This is a genomic window from Sanguibacter keddieii DSM 10542, assembly GCF_000024925.1.
GTDB classification, from domain to species: Bacteria; Actinomycetota; Actinomycetes; order Actinomycetales; family Cellulomonadaceae; genus Sanguibacter; species Sanguibacter keddieii.
The window spans coordinates 429440-444651 of record NC_013521.1 but is presented as its reverse complement, the minus strand read 5'-3'; the positions used below and the strand labels follow the sequence as shown (position 1 = coordinate 444651).

11 protein-coding genes are annotated in these 15212 nt (G+C 71.7%); 6 read left to right on the top strand and 5 right to left on the bottom strand.

All coding sequences use genetic code 11. From position 1 onward, the window contains the following. Positions 1-83 precede the first annotated feature (83 nt). From SKED_RS01930 to SKED_RS01920, 3 genes are all read right to left on the bottom strand, one after another. A complete protein-coding gene (locus SKED_RS01930) occupies positions 84-1214 on the bottom strand; it encodes a hypothetical protein (RefSeq protein WP_143755620.1) in 1131 nt (376 codons plus the stop codon). Between the two features lie 122 nt (positions 1215-1336). Further along, on the bottom strand, positions 1337-4363 hold the full coding sequence (locus SKED_RS01925; RefSeq protein WP_012865430.1) for a hypothetical protein: 3027 nt from the start codon (positions 4361-4363) through the stop codon (positions 1337-1339). A 215-nt stretch (positions 4364-4578) separates the two neighbouring features. Then, on the bottom strand, positions 4579-6627 hold the full coding sequence (locus SKED_RS01920) for a beta-galactosidase (protein WP_012865429.1): 2049 nt from the start codon (positions 6625-6627) through the stop codon (positions 4579-4581). Positions 6628-6900: 273 nt separating this feature from the next. Here SKED_RS01920 and SKED_RS01915 point away from each other — a divergent pair, with 273 nt between their 5' ends. From SKED_RS01915 to SKED_RS01890, 6 genes are all read left to right on the top strand, one after another. After that, complete coding sequence (locus SKED_RS01915) at positions 6901-8214, top strand: ABC transporter substrate-binding protein (RefSeq protein ID WP_012865428.1); 1314 nt, start codon at positions 6901-6903, stop codon at positions 8212-8214. Between the two features lie 182 nt (positions 8215-8396). Beyond that, positions 8397-9377, top strand: coding sequence for a carbohydrate ABC transporter permease (locus SKED_RS01910; protein ID WP_012865427.1), 981 nt, complete (start codon positions 8397-8399; stop codon positions 9375-9377). A 1-nt stretch (position 9378) separates the two neighbouring features. After that, positions 9379-10287, top strand: coding sequence for a carbohydrate ABC transporter permease (locus tag SKED_RS01905; protein ID WP_012865426.1), 909 nt, complete (start codon positions 9379-9381; stop codon positions 10285-10287). 104 nt (positions 10288-10391) lie between these two features. Next, entirely contained in the window at positions 10392-11405 is a 1014-nt protein-coding gene (locus tag SKED_RS01900; RefSeq protein ID WP_012865425.1) for a LacI family DNA-binding transcriptional regulator, read from the top strand. Between the two features lie 173 nt (positions 11406-11578). Continuing rightward, on the top strand, positions 11579-12493 hold the full coding sequence (locus SKED_RS01895; RefSeq protein ID WP_143755619.1) for a hypothetical protein: 915 nt from the start codon (positions 11579-11581) through the stop codon (positions 12491-12493). Next, positions 12490-13272, top strand: coding sequence for a hypothetical protein (locus SKED_RS01890; protein ID WP_012865423.1), 783 nt, complete (start codon positions 12490-12492; stop codon positions 13270-13272). The genes SKED_RS01895 and SKED_RS01890 overlap by 4 nt, the downstream gene beginning before the upstream one ends. A 25-nt stretch (positions 13273-13297) precedes the next feature. Here SKED_RS01890 and SKED_RS01885 read toward each other — a convergent pair whose 3' ends face one another. After that, entirely contained in the window at positions 13298-13942 is a 645-nt protein-coding gene (locus tag SKED_RS01885; RefSeq protein ID WP_245534599.1) for a response regulator transcription factor, read from the bottom strand. Beyond that, positions 13935-15191, bottom strand: a complete 1257-nt coding sequence (locus tag SKED_RS01880) for a sensor histidine kinase (protein ID WP_012865421.1) — start codon at positions 15189-15191, stop codon at positions 13935-13937. The genes SKED_RS01885 and SKED_RS01880 overlap by 8 nt, the downstream gene beginning before the upstream one ends. Positions 15192-15212 lie beyond the last annotated feature (21 nt).

The window sequence follows — 15212 nt, the reverse complement described above, 5'->3', positions numbered from 1 at the left end:
TGAGCGGCGCCAGCGCGCCCCGGAGACGCGCCGCTGCAGCCCGGCGCCATGGAAGGCACAGGGCTGCAGCAGTCGGTCGCGCCTCAGCACTCCCAGTTGTTGCCGAACTCGTCTCCGCAGAGGTCGGAACCGAAACCGGTCTCTGTCTCGACCCAGTACGAGCCGTCACCGATAGGGCCTGGCACAGGGGGAGTCTCTGCAGCAGGGGCCGGAGCTGGTGCCGGTGCAGGCGCAGGGACAGCGGCTGGAGCCCGCGGTACCGACACCGCCGGGCTCGGGCTGCCGCCCGTCCCCGAGGCACCTGACCCCGGCCTCGCCGGAGCCGGAGCGGGAGACGACGGCGCCTGCTGCGTCACTTGAGAGGAGCGGGCCGCAGCGAGACGATCCTGCTCCTCCTGCCACGCCGCGCCAGAGTCCTCGACCCCGCTGATCGCCGCCGTGACCTCAGCCACGAGGTCCCGCAGCGCCTCGACGGCGCCCTCGAGGTCGGCATCGGCCGGCAGCGGAGCCGCCAGGACCTCCGCTGCCCGCCCCGCCCACGCCGCGAGGCGCTCACGGGCGCCATCGTCGAGCACCGCACCCTCGGTCCGGACCAGGAGCTCGTCGGCCTGCGCGGCCAGGGCCGCCACCTCGTCGACCAGACCGTCGTAGGCGTCACGTGTGGTCGCCAGGACCCACTCCGCCTGGGCCTCGACGACGGCCGTGATCCCGACCTCGGCCTCGTCGACGGCTCTCACGGTGAGCACCACCGCTGGGGCGACCGTGGCGATGACCTCGCGAACAGCCGAGAGGTCGGCGTCGACGGGTGCGGTCGCGACCTCCTGCACGGCAGAGAGCGTCTCGTCGAGCGCGGAGAGTGCGGCGTCGAGGTGCTCGCGCACCGAGTCGTCGAGCACCTCCCCCTCGCTCGCCCGGTGCACGTCGGCACCTCGCGCCAGGACCTCCTCGGACGTGACCACGACCCGCGCCCGGTCCTCGAGGTGGGCGGCGAGAGCGTCCCGCGCCTCCTCGAGCTGAGCCTGCGCCCGCTGCTCGGCGACCGCGTTCCACACGACCCCCGTCAGGACGACGGCCGCGAGCGCGACCACCGACGCGACGAGGCGCACCCGACGCGGGGACCTCGCCGGGACCGAGGGGTCTGGTGCTGCTCCTGTCGGGTCAGCAGCGGTGGCCTCTGGCGTGGCGTCCGACGGTCCGCTCTCCGTTGTCTGCATGGTGGGATGATAAGCGGAGTCTGTGCGGGTTTGCGCACGTAGCTCCACAACCGGGCCCTCCCCAGCCCCGGGGAGAGCCGCCTCCAGGAGGTCGACCCCCGTCCGGTCCTCGCCGACCGCGGTCATGAGGTCGGCCCGCCGCGTCGACGGGCGGCCAGCGCGGCGAGGACACCGATCAGCAGGAGCGCGGCCCCCAGGATCAGTGCGGCCACCCCGGCTCCGGTCGCGGCGAGGACGCCCGCGGGAGCTGGGTCTGGCGTGGGGACCTCCTCCGAGGGGACCGGGCCGGGCAGGTCCACCAGCACGTCGGCTGCCTCCTCGACCACCGGCTCGTCCGGGGCCTCGGTGACCAGGGTCGTCTCAGAGGGGATGCCGCACTCCCCGCGGTGCAGGAGCTCGTCGCCGGAGGAGTAGAGCGACTCGACCCAGTAGACGGCCCCGGGTCGGTCGACCGTGGTGTCACCTGAGGCGTAGTAGCCCGGCCCTGGCACCTCGACGCGCTCAGAGGTGAAGAAGGCGGCCTCGCACACCGGCACCTCGTCCGGGTCCTGCGGCCCGAAGGCCTCGAAGACCAGGTAGGCGCCGTCGGGGACGGTCCCGGTGACGAGCGCCGTGTCGCCGAAGGGCTCGCCGACCACGGCCGTCGGCGTGGCCTGCGTGACCACCTGGAGGGGCAGCTCGACCTCCGGCAGCCCGGGGACGTAGAAGCGCTCGAGGACGTCGTCGAAGCGCGAGGTGTAGGCCTCGACCCTGTCGTCTCCCTCGACGGAGTACACGAAGACGTAGTGCCCGGGCTCCGTGGGGCTCACCGGGTGGTCGTCGTCGTAGCCGACGTGGAACACGCCGTTGCGCGCCTCGACCGTCCCCTCCCAGAGGACCGGCGTCCCCTCAGGCACCTCGGCTCCGGAGGGCACCTCGACGACGGGCCCGTAGGCCCGGACCGTCGCGGTCCGCACGTCGGGCACCCACTCGGCGAGCCCCTCGAACTCGCCGTGGTCGGGTGCCATGCCGGTGATCCGGATCGTGTCGAAGGCCCGCCCACCCGGCACGACGTTGTACTCCCGGGCCACGGATAGGTGCTCGACCTGGTGCAGCACGGTCGAGGTCTCGATCGGGATCATGAAGTCGTCCGACCAGTCGTCCGCCACGTAGTCCTGCAGGTCGACCGGCTGGTCGTCGACGACGACACGCCACACCCAGGTGTAGAAGCCAGGCCCTGTCGCGAGGACCTCGCCCGCTGTCGTCTGGGTCCCGGGTGCGGAGAAGGTGAGCCGCTCCGTGCCGGCGACGGGCGCACCTGCCGGGATCTGGCCACCCTCCTCGGAGGGCCGCAGGAAGGGGCCGTAGGCCGTGCCCTCGAACATCACCTCGACCGGGCCTGCGCCACGCGCCTCGAGCCACAGGTCCCCCTCGACCACCGACGCGGTCACGTGGTCGACGAGCGGCGTCCCGTCGTCGACCACCCGGTCGGCACGCTCGGTCACCGCCTCGGGCTGGAAGGGGACGACGTGCGTCTCGGCGACCAGCCCGAAGGTGTCCACGAAGTCGCCGGTGATGTACGGCTGGGAGCGGACCGGCTGCTCGGCCGACCGGATCTCCCACACCCAGGTGTAGTACCCGCTCGAGGTGGCGACCGTCTCCCCCGGGCTGTCGAGCGTCCCCGGGCCGCTGAAGACCAGCGTCTCGGTGGTGACCACCGGGGCGTCGGCGGGTGCGACGGCGCTCTCGGCCGGCTGCGCCACGAAGGGCCCGTAGAGCGTGCCCGTCGCGGAGAGCTCGACCGGGGACCCGTCGGCGTGGTGCAGCCAGAGGTCACCGGCGACGGGCTCAGCCGTGACACGGTCGACGAACCTGTCGCCCTTCTCGACGACCGTGTCCGCGACCTCGGTGCGCACCTGGAAGGCGAAGGGCACGATCGAGGTCTCGACCACCTGCCCGAAGGGGTGCGCGAAGCTCGCGCGGACGTAGGGCCGGACGTCGGGCGCCTGGGCCTCCTTGTCGAACTCCCACACCCACGTGTAGTAGCCGGAGCCGGTCGCGCTCAGCGTGCCGGGAGAGTGCTGGGTCGACGGTCCGGCGAAGGTGAGCGTCTCGCTCCCGACGACCGGAGCACCGTCGGGCACCGTCGCGCTCTCGGCGGGCTGCGAGGCGTAGGGGCCGTAGAGCGTGCCGCGCGCCACGAGCGCGACCGGCGCCCCGCCGACCGTCGCCCACTGGTCGCCGGCCGCGGCCGCCGCGGTGACGATGTCGACCATCGGGTCCCCCTTGGCCACGAAGGTCGAGGCGACCCGCGTGGTGATCTCCGGCTGGAAGTCCCGGACGACCTCGAACTCTGCAGGTGGGCTCGTGACCTCTCGCGGGTCGATCGCAGCGCGATTCCCGTAGGTCAGCACCTCTTGCACCGCTCCCGAGAACACCATGCGGGTCAGCGTGACGCGACCCAGGTCGCCGAAGCTCGCACGGTAGGTGACCAGCCCGTTCCCCGTCGCCGTCCACCCGAACGACAGCGCCTGCGCGCCCGTCGTCCCGCGGAGCTCGTTGGTCCCCGTCTCGTCCCAGACCGCTGGGCCCTCGAGCGTCAGCGTGAAGGGCTTGCCCGCCTGCGGCGTCCCGGCCGCAGAGAGCAGCGCGACCCCGTCGACCCGTCCGGTGCGGCTGTCACCGGTCTGGACGACCGGCGACGCTCCCGCGTACGGACCGGCGTTCGCCGCAGCGCCCGAGATCACCGACGCGGCGAGGTCCTTGATCGCGTCCGGCGTCCCCTGACTGATGAGCCGCGCGGCCTCGGCGGCGTCACCGCCGACCATGGTGCCGGGGATCTGGTGCCGGGTGTGCACCAGGTACGAGAGCGCCGCGCGCATCTCGACGGTCTCCACGTGCTGGTGGGCGGCGACGGCGGCCGCCAGCACCGGGTCGTCGACCGCGGAGGACGCCACGACCACGCTGCTCGCGTTCGGCGGCATCATGCGCCCCTGGATGCACCACAGGAGCTCGCCGGTCCCCGAGCCGGGCGGCGGGGCGAGGGCCCCGAGCCACACGTCGCCGTGCCCGGGCGGGCGGATGTTCATCCCGGGCCCGGTCGGCTCGGCCGTCGCGGACCCCGCGGTCGTGACCAGCCCGGCGGCGACCAGCACGAGGCCGAGCAGCATCGACAGCAGGCTCGTCGCCCGGCTGCGACCTCGACGAGGCCGCCCTCTCCGCGAGGCGCCCGGTGGTCCAGGCGGTGCAGGGTCAGGCGCAGGCGGTCCGGTCGGGCACGCGAGAGTCATCGAGGCTCCAGTCGTCGAGGGCACCGGGGCGGTGCCGGGTGCCCTCGACGCTATGGGGCCTGCGTCCTGCTATGGGGTTATCAACAGGGTCGGTCTCAGCCGATCTCGGAGACCGCCACGGCGACCCCGCCGGCCGGCACGCGCGGCGTCCCGTCGACCTCGTCACCGACGATCACGCGACCCGCACCCGGGACCAGGACGTCCTCGGTGCCGTGGTTGAGGACGACCGTGTACTCCGAGCGGCCGTCGGTCGAGCGGCGACGCACGACCTCCACACCCTCGGGCAGGGAACGCTCGGGCACCAGGCGCGCGTCGGCGTAGGCGCCGTCGAGGAACGCGGTGAGCGCAGCCCCCGTGAGGCGCGTCGAGGTGTACCAGGCGACGCCGTCGCCGTGGACGTTGCGCGTGATCGCGGCCTCACCCTCGGCCGGCCCGCTCGCGTAGGTCGCGGCGACGTCGGCCGTGGTGACCACGAGGTCCTCGGACCACACGTCGGCCTCGAGCCCGTCGAAGCGCCCGCCGGACAGGGCGAGGGTCTCGCCCTCGCGCAGCGGCAGCAGCTCGTCGACCCGCACGCCGAGCACGTCGTGCAGCGCGGCCACGAGGCCCCCCGCACGGACGGCGTCGTTCTCGTCGACCAGCCCGGAGAAGCACGAGACCACGAGCGTCCCGCCGGCCGCCGTGAAGGCGGTGAGGTTGGCCGCGCCCGCGTCGGTGAGCAGGTACGAGGCCGGGGCGAGGACCATGCGGTACCCGCTGAGGTCGGCCTCGGGGTGCACGAGGTCGGCCGTGACGTTGTCGCGCCACAGCTGGTCGTAGAACGCGACGATCCGCTCGCGGTGCGAGTGGTCGACGCTCGGGCGCCACTCGAGGTCCTGGGCCCAGAAGGACTCCCAGTCCCAGAGGATCGCGACGTCGGCGTGCACGCGCGAGCCCTTGACCTCGGCCAGGTTCGAGAGCATGCCGCCGAGCTCGACGACCTCCTTCCACACCCGGCTCGACGTCCCGGCGTGCGGGAGCATCGAGGAGTGGAACTTCTCCGCGCCGGAGCGCGAGGCGCGCCACTGGAAGAACAGGATGCCGTCGGCACCGCGACCGAGGTGCGAGAGGGCGTTGCGCGCCATCTCGCCGCGGCGCTTGGCGACGTTGCGCGGCTGCCAGTTGACCCCCGACGTGGAGTGCTCCATGAGGATCCACGGCTTGCCGCCCGCGAGCGAGCGGGTGAGGTCGGCGTCGAGCGCCAGCGTCACGTGGTTCCGGACCTCGGCGGCCGTCAGGTAGTGGTCGTTGCTCACCACGTCGACCTCGCGGGCCCAGCGCCACAGGTCCATCGACGGGCAGCTGGTCGCCATGAAGTTGGTCGTCACCGGGATCCCCGGCGAGAGCTCGTGCAGGATGTCGCGCTCGGCCGTGAAGCAGGCGAGCAGCGCGTCCGAGGTGAAGCGGGCGAAGTCGAGGCGCTGCGCGGGGTTCACCACGCTCGCCGAGGTGGCCGGCGCACCGATGTGGTCCCACTCGCCGTAGGTCTGGCCCCAGAAGGCCGTGCCCCACGCGGTGTTGAGCCCGTCGAGCGTGCCGTAGCGCGCCTGGAGCCAGGTGCGGAAGGCGCGGACCGAGTGGTCGTCGTAGCTGTCCGAGACGGGTGCGCCGTACTCGTTGTGCACGTGCCAGAGCGCGAGCGCGGGGTGCGCGCCGTAGCGCTCGCCGAGCGCACGGGTGATGCGCTCGCAGGCGCGGCGGTAGTCGGGCGAGGACGGACTGACCATGCCGCGCGACCCGTGCCCGAGGACCACGCCGTCGCGGGTGACCACGCGGGAGTCGGGGTAGGTGGCGTAGAACCAGGCCGGCGGGGCTGCGGTCGGCGTGCCGAGGTCGACGCGGATGCCGGCGTCGTGGAGCAGGTCGAAGAGCCGGTCGAGCCACGCGAAGTCGAAGACGCCCTCCTGCGGCTCGAGCCGCGCCCACGAGAAGATGCCGACGCTCACGAGGTTCACGCCGGCCTCGCGCATCAGGGCGACGTCCTCGACCCAGACCTCCTCGGGCCACTGCTCGGGGTTGTAGTCCCCGCCGTAGCTGATGGTCCCGACACCGGGGAGCCAGCCTGCATCGGCTGCTGCGGTGCGGACGGCGGTGGACTCGCTCATGACTCTCCTTGCCGACAGGCGGCTGTTGACGTGCGGCGACGACGTGCGGCTGGGCGCTCCTGTGCACCCACCGTGCTCGACTGTGCTCACTCCTGTGCGCGTTCACAGACTCTCACATCGCTGTGCAACGACGAGGTAACACTATTTTCTGATGTTTGACAACCAGCAGGAGTGTGCCGGTACTGTGACCGGTCACAGGTACAGTGGCGTTTCTGAGTACGACGTCGTACCCCACCTCAGCGACGAAGCGGAGGTGACGATCAAGGAGGACACATGCGTCTGGCCCGCACCCGACTCACCGCAGCTGCGGTGACGATCGCAGCACTCACCCTCGGCGTCTCCGCCTGCGGGGGCGACTCCGAGGGCTCGTCCGCCGACGGCCCCGTGAACCTCACGTTCTGGACGTGGGCTCCCGAGATGGAGGCCGTCGTCGACATCTGGAACGAGGCCAACCCCGACATCCAGGTCACGGTCAACAAGCAGGACGGCGGCGACGCCGCGGTCACCAAGCTCCTCACGGCCATCAAGGCCGGCAGCGGAGCGCCCGACATCATGCAGGCCGAGTACCAGGCCATCCCGACCATGGTGTCCTCCGACGCCCTCGCCGACGTCTCGGCCGAGGTCGGCGACGACCTCCCCGGCCACTTCGCCGACGGCGTCTGGAACTCCGTGACCCTCGGCACCGACGCGGTCTACGGCATCCCGCAGGACTCCGGGCCCATGCAGTTCTACTACCGCGCGGACATCTTCGAGGAGATGGGCCTCGAGGTCCCGACCACGTGGGACGAGTACGCGGACGTCGCCGAGCAGCTCCACACGGCCGACCCCTCCAAGTTCCTCGGGACGTTCTCGGCGACCGACGCCGGGTCCTTCACCGGTCTCGCCCAGCAGGCCGGCGCCTCGTGGTGGGGCATCGAGGGCGACTCGTGGACCGTCGACATCGACGACGAGGCCACCCTCAAGGTCGCGCAGTACTGGGGCGACCTCGTCGAGGCGGGCACCATCGACAACAAGCCGATGTACACCCCCGAGTGGAACGCAGCCCTCAACAACGGCTCGCAGGTCGGCTGGCTCAGCGCCGTCTGGGCACCCGGCGTCCTCGCCGGCAACGCCCCCGACACCGAGGGCCTCTGGAAGATGGCTCCGATGCCGCAGTGGGACGCCTCGGCGCCCGCGACCGGCAACTGGGGCGGCTCGGCCACCGCGGTCACCACGCAGTCCGACCACGCCGCGCAGGCCGTCGAGTTCATCACCTGGATGAACACCTCGGAGGAGGGCGTCGCCGCCCTCGCCGACGTGTCCGGCATCTACCCGGCCGACATCCCGGGCCAGAGCACCGCGCTCACCGACCCGCCCGCGTTCTTCGCGAACCAGCCCGACTTCTACGACATCGTCGCGGAGACCGCCGGCACGGCCAACCCCTTCACCTACGGCCCGAACGTCAACGTCGCCTACTCGGCCTTCAACGACGCCTTCGGCAAGGCCGCCGAGTCCCGCTCCGCGGCCGGGTTCGTGGAGGGCATCGAGTCGATGCAGACCACCACGGTCGAGGACCTCAAGAACTCCGGGTTCTCGGTCGCCGAGTAGTCACCCGCAGGTCCGCTCCACCCGCAGCACCTGCAGCACCTGCAGCACCTGATCCACCCCACCGCCGTGGGGCGCCGCACCTCCGCGGCGCCCCACGGCACGGCCCGGCCCCGCTGCCGGGCACTCGACTCCGGCGCACCGCGCGCACGCCGACCCCCCTCGCTCCCAGGAGTACGACACTCATGCCGCCGACCACCCAGAAGCTCGCCCCGCCGACCCCCGGGGCCCCGGCCCCGCTCCCGACCGCACGCCGGGGTCGCAGCACGGGCACCCGTGACCTCCCGGCCTGGGGCTTTCTCGCCCCGGCGATCGTGCTGTTCGTCGTCTTCATGGCGCTGCCCATCGGCTACGCCGCCTACCTCAGCCTGCGGACCGTCAAGGTCTCCGGCCTCGGCCTGGGCTCCGGCGCCCGCACCGAGTCGTGGGCAGGGCTCTCCAACTACTCGCGTGCGTTGAGCGACCCGGAGTTCCTCGCGAGCGTCGGCCGCGTCGGCCTCTACGGCCTGCTACTCGTCCCGACGATGATCGTCCTGGCGCTGCTCTTCGCGCTGCTGCTCGACTCCCGCGGCGCCCGCGCCAAGGGCTTCAGCCGCATCTCGATCTTCCTGCCGTACGCGGTGCCCGCGGTCATCTCGTCGCTGCTCTGGGGCTTCCTCTACCTGCCCGCGGTCAGCCCGTTCTACTACGTGTTCGAGAAGCTCGGCTGGGACGCGCCGTCCCTGCTGTCGTCGAACCTCGTGCTCTTCGCGATCGCGAACATCGCCCTCTGGGGTGGCGTCGGCTTCAACATGATCGTCATCTACACGTCGCTCAAGGCGATCCCGACCGACATCTACGAGGCCGCGCGCATCGACGGCGCCAACGAGCGCACCATCGCGCTGCGCATCAAGGTCCCGATCGTCACGCCGTCGCTCATCATGACCTTCGTGTTCTCGATGATCGCGACGCTCCAGGTGTTCGCCGAGCCCACCACGCTGCGCCCGCTCACCAACACGATCTCGACCACGTGGTCGCCCCTCATGAAGGTCTACCGCGACGCGTTCACCCGCGACGACCTCTACTCGGCCGCCGCGACGTCGATCATCATCGCGGCCGCCACGTTCATCCTCTCGTTCGGGTTCCTGCGCCTGGTGCAGAGCCGTGCCTTCAGCCAGGAGAAGTGACATGAGCACCTTGACCTCGTCCCGGCGGGCCTCGGCTCCCCGGTCCTCCGAGCAGAACCCTGTGGTGCGCCACTCCCGGCGCCCCCGCATCGGCTGGGGCGGCACGATCGTCCTGCTGATCGGCGCCGCGTACTGCCTGCTGCCCGTCGCCTGGGTGCTCGTGGCCTCGTCGAAGAGCGCCGCCGAGCTGTTCTCGACCTTCACCTTCGCACCGTCGACGCACCTCGTCGAGAACGTCCAGGAGCTGTCCGCCTACCGCGGCGGCCTGTTCTGGCGCTGGATGCTCAACACCGGGCTGTACGCCGGTGTCGGCGCCCTGCTGTCCGTGATCGTCTCCGCGATGGCCGGGTACGGACTGGCCAAGTACTCCTTCGCGGGGAAGAAGGCCGTGTTCAACATGCTGCTCGCCGGCGTGCTGGTCCCCGCCGTCGTCCTGGCGATCCCGCAGTACCTGCTGCTGGCCCAGCTGGGCATGACCAACACCTACTGGTCAGTCCTGCTGCCGAGCATCATCAGCCCCTACGGCATCTACCTCGCCCGCATCTACGCGGCGGCGTCCGTCCCCGACGACGTCATCGAGGCGGCCCGCACCGACGGCGCCAAGGACTTCCGGATCTTCCGGACGATGGCCGTCCCGATGATGCTCCCTGGCCTGGTCACCGTGTTCCTGTTCCAGTTCGTCGGCATCTGGAACAACTACATGCTGCCGTACATCATGCTCGGCGACGACAAGCTGTTCCCGCTGACCGTGGGCCTGTCGGGCCTGCTCAACCAGGGTGCGTCGCAGCCGGCCATGTACACCTCGGTGATCACCGGGGCCCTGCTGTCGATCCTCCCGCTCATCGCGCTGTTCCTCACGCTGCAGCGCTACTGGCAGGTCGACCTCGCCGCCGGCGCCGTCAAGAGCTGAGCCGCAGCACCACCGGCGGAGGGGAGCGCTCACCCGCTCCCCTCCGCCTCGTGGCACCACCAGGTGCCACCCGTTGACCTAGAGTCTGGAACGTGGAACCCGAGATGGAAGCACGCACCGCGCGCAAGCGCCCGACCATCCGCGACGTCGCGGCGGCCGCCGGGGTCTCCCGAGGGACGGTGTCGCGGGTGATCAACGGCGGCCACTGGGTGTCCCCCGAGGCCCTCACCGCCGTCCAGGAGGCCATCCGGACCACCGGGTACTCCATGAACCAGCACGCCCGCTCGCTCGCGACCGGACGGTCGAACTCGATCGCGTTCCTGCTCACCGAGCCCCAGCACCTGCTGTTCGAGGACCCCACCTTCTCGATCCTGCTCCGCGGTGCCGCCGAGGCGCTCGGGCAGCGCGAGATGCCCCTGCTGCTCATGGTCGCCGGCACCACCGAAGAGCGCCGCCGGATCACCGACTACATCACCGCCGGCCACGTCGACGGCGTCCTGCTCATCTCGTCGCACCGCGACAACCCCATGGTGAAGTCCCTGCTGCGCGCCGAGATCCCGGTGATCGCCTGTGGCGTGCCCATCGGCTACGAGGACTCCGTCGGGTACGTCTCGGCCGACGACGTGGGCGGCGCGCGCAAGATGACGCAGCACCTCCTCGACTCCGGCCGCACCAAGATCGCGACCGTCACCGGCCCCCTCGACACCCCTGGCGGCACGATGCGCCTCGCCGGGTACAAGGAGGCGCTCGGCGACCGCTTCGACGAGTCGCTCGTCCGCCACGGCGACTACTCCCGCGAGGGTGGTCGCGCCGCGATGGCCGAGCTCCTCGAGGCCCGCCCCGACCTCGACGCGGTGTTCGTGGCCTCCGACCTCATGGCAGCCGGCGCGATGACCGCGGTCAAGGACTCCGGCCGCAGCATCCCCGGCGACGTGGCCGTCGGCGGCTTCGACGACTCCGGTCTCGCCGCGACCCTCGACCCGCCGCTGACCACCATGCGCCAGCCCTTCGAGCGGATCTCGTCCGAGATGGTGCGGTTGCTCCTCGAGGTCGTCGAGGGCCAGGAGCCCGCGGCGGTCACGCTCCCGGCGACGCTGGTCCGTCGCGAGTCCGCCTGACCCTTCCCCGCACGACCCACGGACGAGGGCGTCGCACCTGCTAGATTATTCCTGTTCACCGTCTAGGGGGCGCAATGGATATATCGCAGGTCTGGCTCGACCTCGCGGAGCGAGGCCTGGTGCTCGACCGCGCTCCCCGCACGCCCGAGGCCACCCACGACAGCGTGGACATCGTGCTCGACGGCCCCGGGTGGGATGCGGCTCGCTACCAGGTCAAGGCCCTCCGCACGCCGCTGCGGCCGGGTGTGCTCGCACGCTTGGCACGAGAGTCCTGCGCTCCGGACGACCCGATCCACGTGTCTCTGCTGGTCGTGACCGGCGAGGCCACCGACAGCGTGGTTCTCCAGGCAGGGCGGCTGGGCATCTCGGTCTTGGTCGCACCGCGTGATGGTCGTCCCACCACCGGGCTGCTGGTCCACCCGCAGACCGGGCTCGTCATGATGGTCGGGCCTGACGCACCGCCGAAACAGCCCGGACGTCCAGGCCCCGTGGCGTGGTCGACCTATGCCGTCGCTGCCAGCCTGCTCGAGTCGCCGGCCCCCTCACAGACGGCGCTGGCGGAGCGTTGCGGCATCACGCAAGGGCGTGTGTCGAAGATCCTCGGCTCCCTGCGCCCGTTCTGGACCCGGAGCGACACGGGGATCCATGTGTCCGACCCGATCGCGCTGTCGGACTGGTTGGTCCGTGAGTACCCCCGTCGCTCGATGGTGGAGACGGCGTGGTTGACGCTCGAGCCTCTGGCGCCGCTCGCCCGGACGACAGCGACGTATCTCGAGGAGCAGTCCGTCGACTACGCACTGAGCGGAGACGTCGTCGCCGATCTCATCGCTCCCTGGGCCAACCCCACCGTGCTGCGCATCAGCGTCAACGCCCCTCTCGACCTCGCGCCGCTCGGCCTCACTCCTGCTCCGAGAGACACCGCGAACGTGCTGATGGACGTCTCGTCCGACCCCTATGTGCTGCAGACCAGGCGCCGTGTCGACGGCCTGTGGACCACCGAACCGTGGCGGGTCTGGCTCGACCTGCGGGCTGAGGGGCATGACGATGCCGCGCACGCGCTCCGCACGATGCTGATCGAGGCTACGTGAGCGAGACCTCGCTCGAGCTGCTGTCGACGTCTCGTGCGACCGACGGTGCCTGGATGGCAGCCGCAGACGTCGCCTCGGCCGCAGTGGCCGCCGGTGTCGAGTACCGGCTCGTCGGTGGGAACTCGGTGACCCTCTTGACCCACGTCCACGGTGTCGCGGGCAGAGTGCCTGAGCGAGAGACCGCAGACGCGGACATGGGCGCTTCTCTGCAGGTCTGCGGCAGCCCTGGTCTGCTGGCAGCGCTCTCGGAGCGGGCCTACGCGCAGCTGGACGGCTCGCGGTTCGAGCGGAAGACCGCGGGGCGGGTACTCACGATCGACCTGCTGGCGCCGTCCTACTCGGGCACCATGCTCTCGAACCAGGCCGCCGGTTCCGTGGTCGTCGACGCGGTCCCTGGACTGGGCCTCGCGCTCGCCAGGCCCGCGATCGTCGTCGCAGTCGCAGTCGCGCTGTCGCACGGCGAGCGCATCGCCTTCCGCGTTCACCTCCCGGACCTGCACTCGGCGCTGGTCCTGAAGTCCTCTGCCTACCGTGGTCGCTTCGCCGACCGAGACGCCCTCGACGTCTGGCGCCTCCTCGAGGCCGCGCACGCAGCCGGCATCAGGAGCGACGAGTGGCCGAGCGGCACCGAGGGGCGTGACGGCGCGCTGTCCTTGCGGACGCACTTCGGCGACGCCAGCTCGGCAGGTCCGAAGAGGGCCACCCGGGAGAAGGCCTCGCAGGCGCGGATCCGAGCGCTGGTCAACACACTGGTCCCTGACCCCCGACGCCGTCGGTGAACCTCAGGAGCGTGGCACCCGCGCATCAGATCCAGCCGTGGCGGCGGGCCGTCGCCGCTGCCTCGTGGCGGTTGGAGACGCCGAGCTTCATGACGGCGGTCGACAGGTAGTTGCGGACCGTGCCCGCCGACAGCGACACCCGCTGGGCGATCTCGTCGACCGGGGAGCCGTCCGCTGCCAGTGCGAGCACGTCGGCCTCGCGGGCGGTGAGCGGGCTGTCACCGGAGGCGATGGCCTCGGCGGCGAGCTCGGGGTCGACGTAGCGACCGCCGGCGTGCACGGACCGCACGACGTCGGCGACCACGAGCGCGGAGGCCGTCTTGGGCAGGAACCCGCGGACTCCGACGGCGAGCGCGCGCTTGAGGTAGCCGGGGCGGCCGTGGCTCGTGACGATGATGCAGCGACAACCGGGCAGCTGCGTCGCGAGGCGCTCGGCGACCTCGATGCCGTCGAGGCCGGGCATCTGCAGGTCGAGGACCGCGACGTCGGGGGTGGTGCGCAGCGCGACGGCGAGCGCCTCGTCGCCGGTCGCCGCCTGGGCGACGACGTCGAGGTCGTCCTCCAGCCCGAGCAGCGTGGCGACGGCGGTACGGATGAGGTTCTCGTCGTCCGCGAGCAGGACACGGATGGCGGTCGGCACGGGGACGGCGGGGGTCGAGGGGTCAGTCACGGTGGGGCGCTCCGTCGGTGGGCTCGTGCTCGGTCGAGGCTGCGGGTGCGGGTGCGGGTGCCGCCGGGACGGTCGCGGTGACCACGAAGGTCTCTCCCTCGACACGCGTGTCGAGCCGCCCGCCCACGGCGGAGAGGCGCTCGCGCAGGCCGGTGAGCCCCGTCCCGCTGACGGGCGTGGCGGCACCGGACGCGATGCCGTCGTTGGTGATGACCAGGCGGACCGAGGTGCCGTCGTCGTCCTGCACGATGACGAGGGTGCACCAGCGGGCGTCGGAGTGCCGCACGACGTTGGTGGTCCCCTCGCGCACCACCCAGGCGAGCACCTCGCGCTCGGCCGGTCCGGGGAGCTCGGCGTCCAGCGTCGTCCGGGCGTCGATACCCGCGGAGCGCAGCAGGGAGCGGGCACCCGCGAGCTCGGCGTCGAGGTCGGCGGTGCGGTACCCGACGGCGAGGGTCCGTACCTCGCGGAGCGATTCCTGCGCGATCTGCCGCACCTCGAGCATCTGCTCGGCGGCCCCGTCGAGCCCGCGGCGGGCGAGCTCGGCGGCCAGCTCGCTCTTCACGGCAACGACGGAGAGGGTGCGCCCGACCACGTCGTGCAGGTCCCGGGAGAACCGCAGGCGCTCCTCCGCGACGGCGAGCTGCGCCTGCGCGGTGCGGGCGGCGTCGAGCTGCCAGACGAGGGACAGCATCCAGCAGGTCATGCGCCCGGCGACGACCACGAGGAACAGCGGCCACAGGACGGCAAAGAGCACCACGGGCAGCGCGGACTCGCCCCCGAGGCCGTCGCCGGACAGCACGACCGCGAGCGTGATGCCCGTGACGGCGAGCGAGAGGAGAGTCAGCGTGCGGCTCACCATGACCGGGGCGAGGGCGAACAGGCCGAAGGAGGCGACGATCATGACCGCGAGGCTGATGGTGCCCCGCGCGTCGGGACCACCCGCGAGGGCGACGGACACCGCGAGGACCAGCAGGCTCGCCGCACCGAAGCCGATCAGCAGGCGACGGTCCAGCTCCTGACCGGTCAGCATGGTCCCGAGGGCGGCCCGCAGGACGACGGCGCACGCCGCCGCGTGGACCGCTCCGAGGAGCAGCCCTGCGACGACGTGACCGGCCGAGCCGCCCAGCGGGACCTGGGCGAAGAGGAAGACCTCGAAGAAGAGCATCGCGTAGAGCGTCCCGCGGATGAGCAGGTCGAGGGAGTCGGTCTGGCTGCGCCGCGTGCGCGCGGCCTGGCGTCGTTCCACGAGCCCTACCCTGTCACACGC

Coding starts and splice junctions, on each gene's coding strand:
- SKED_RS01930 (WP_143755620.1), bottom strand. CDS start 1,214: ATGCAGACAACGGAGAGCGGACCGTCGGACGCCACGCCAGAGGCCACC.
- SKED_RS01925 (WP_012865430.1), bottom strand. CDS start 4,363: ATGCTGCTCGGCCTCGTGCTGGTCGCCGCCGGGCTGGTCACGACCGCG.
- SKED_RS01920 (WP_012865429.1), bottom strand. CDS start 6,627: ATGAGCGAGTCCACCGCCGTCCGCACCGCAGCAGCCGATGCAGGCTGG.
- SKED_RS01915 (WP_012865428.1), top strand. CDS start 6,901: ATGCGTCTGGCCCGCACCCGACTCACCGCAGCTGCGGTGACGATCGCA.
- SKED_RS01910 (WP_012865427.1), top strand. CDS start 8,397: ATGCCGCCGACCACCCAGAAGCTCGCCCCGCCGACCCCCGGGGCCCCG.
- SKED_RS01905 (WP_012865426.1), top strand. CDS start 9,379: ATGAGCACCTTGACCTCGTCCCGGCGGGCCTCGGCTCCCCGGTCCTCC.
- SKED_RS01900 (WP_012865425.1), top strand. CDS start 10,392: ATGGAAGCACGCACCGCGCGCAAGCGCCCGACCATCCGCGACGTCGCG.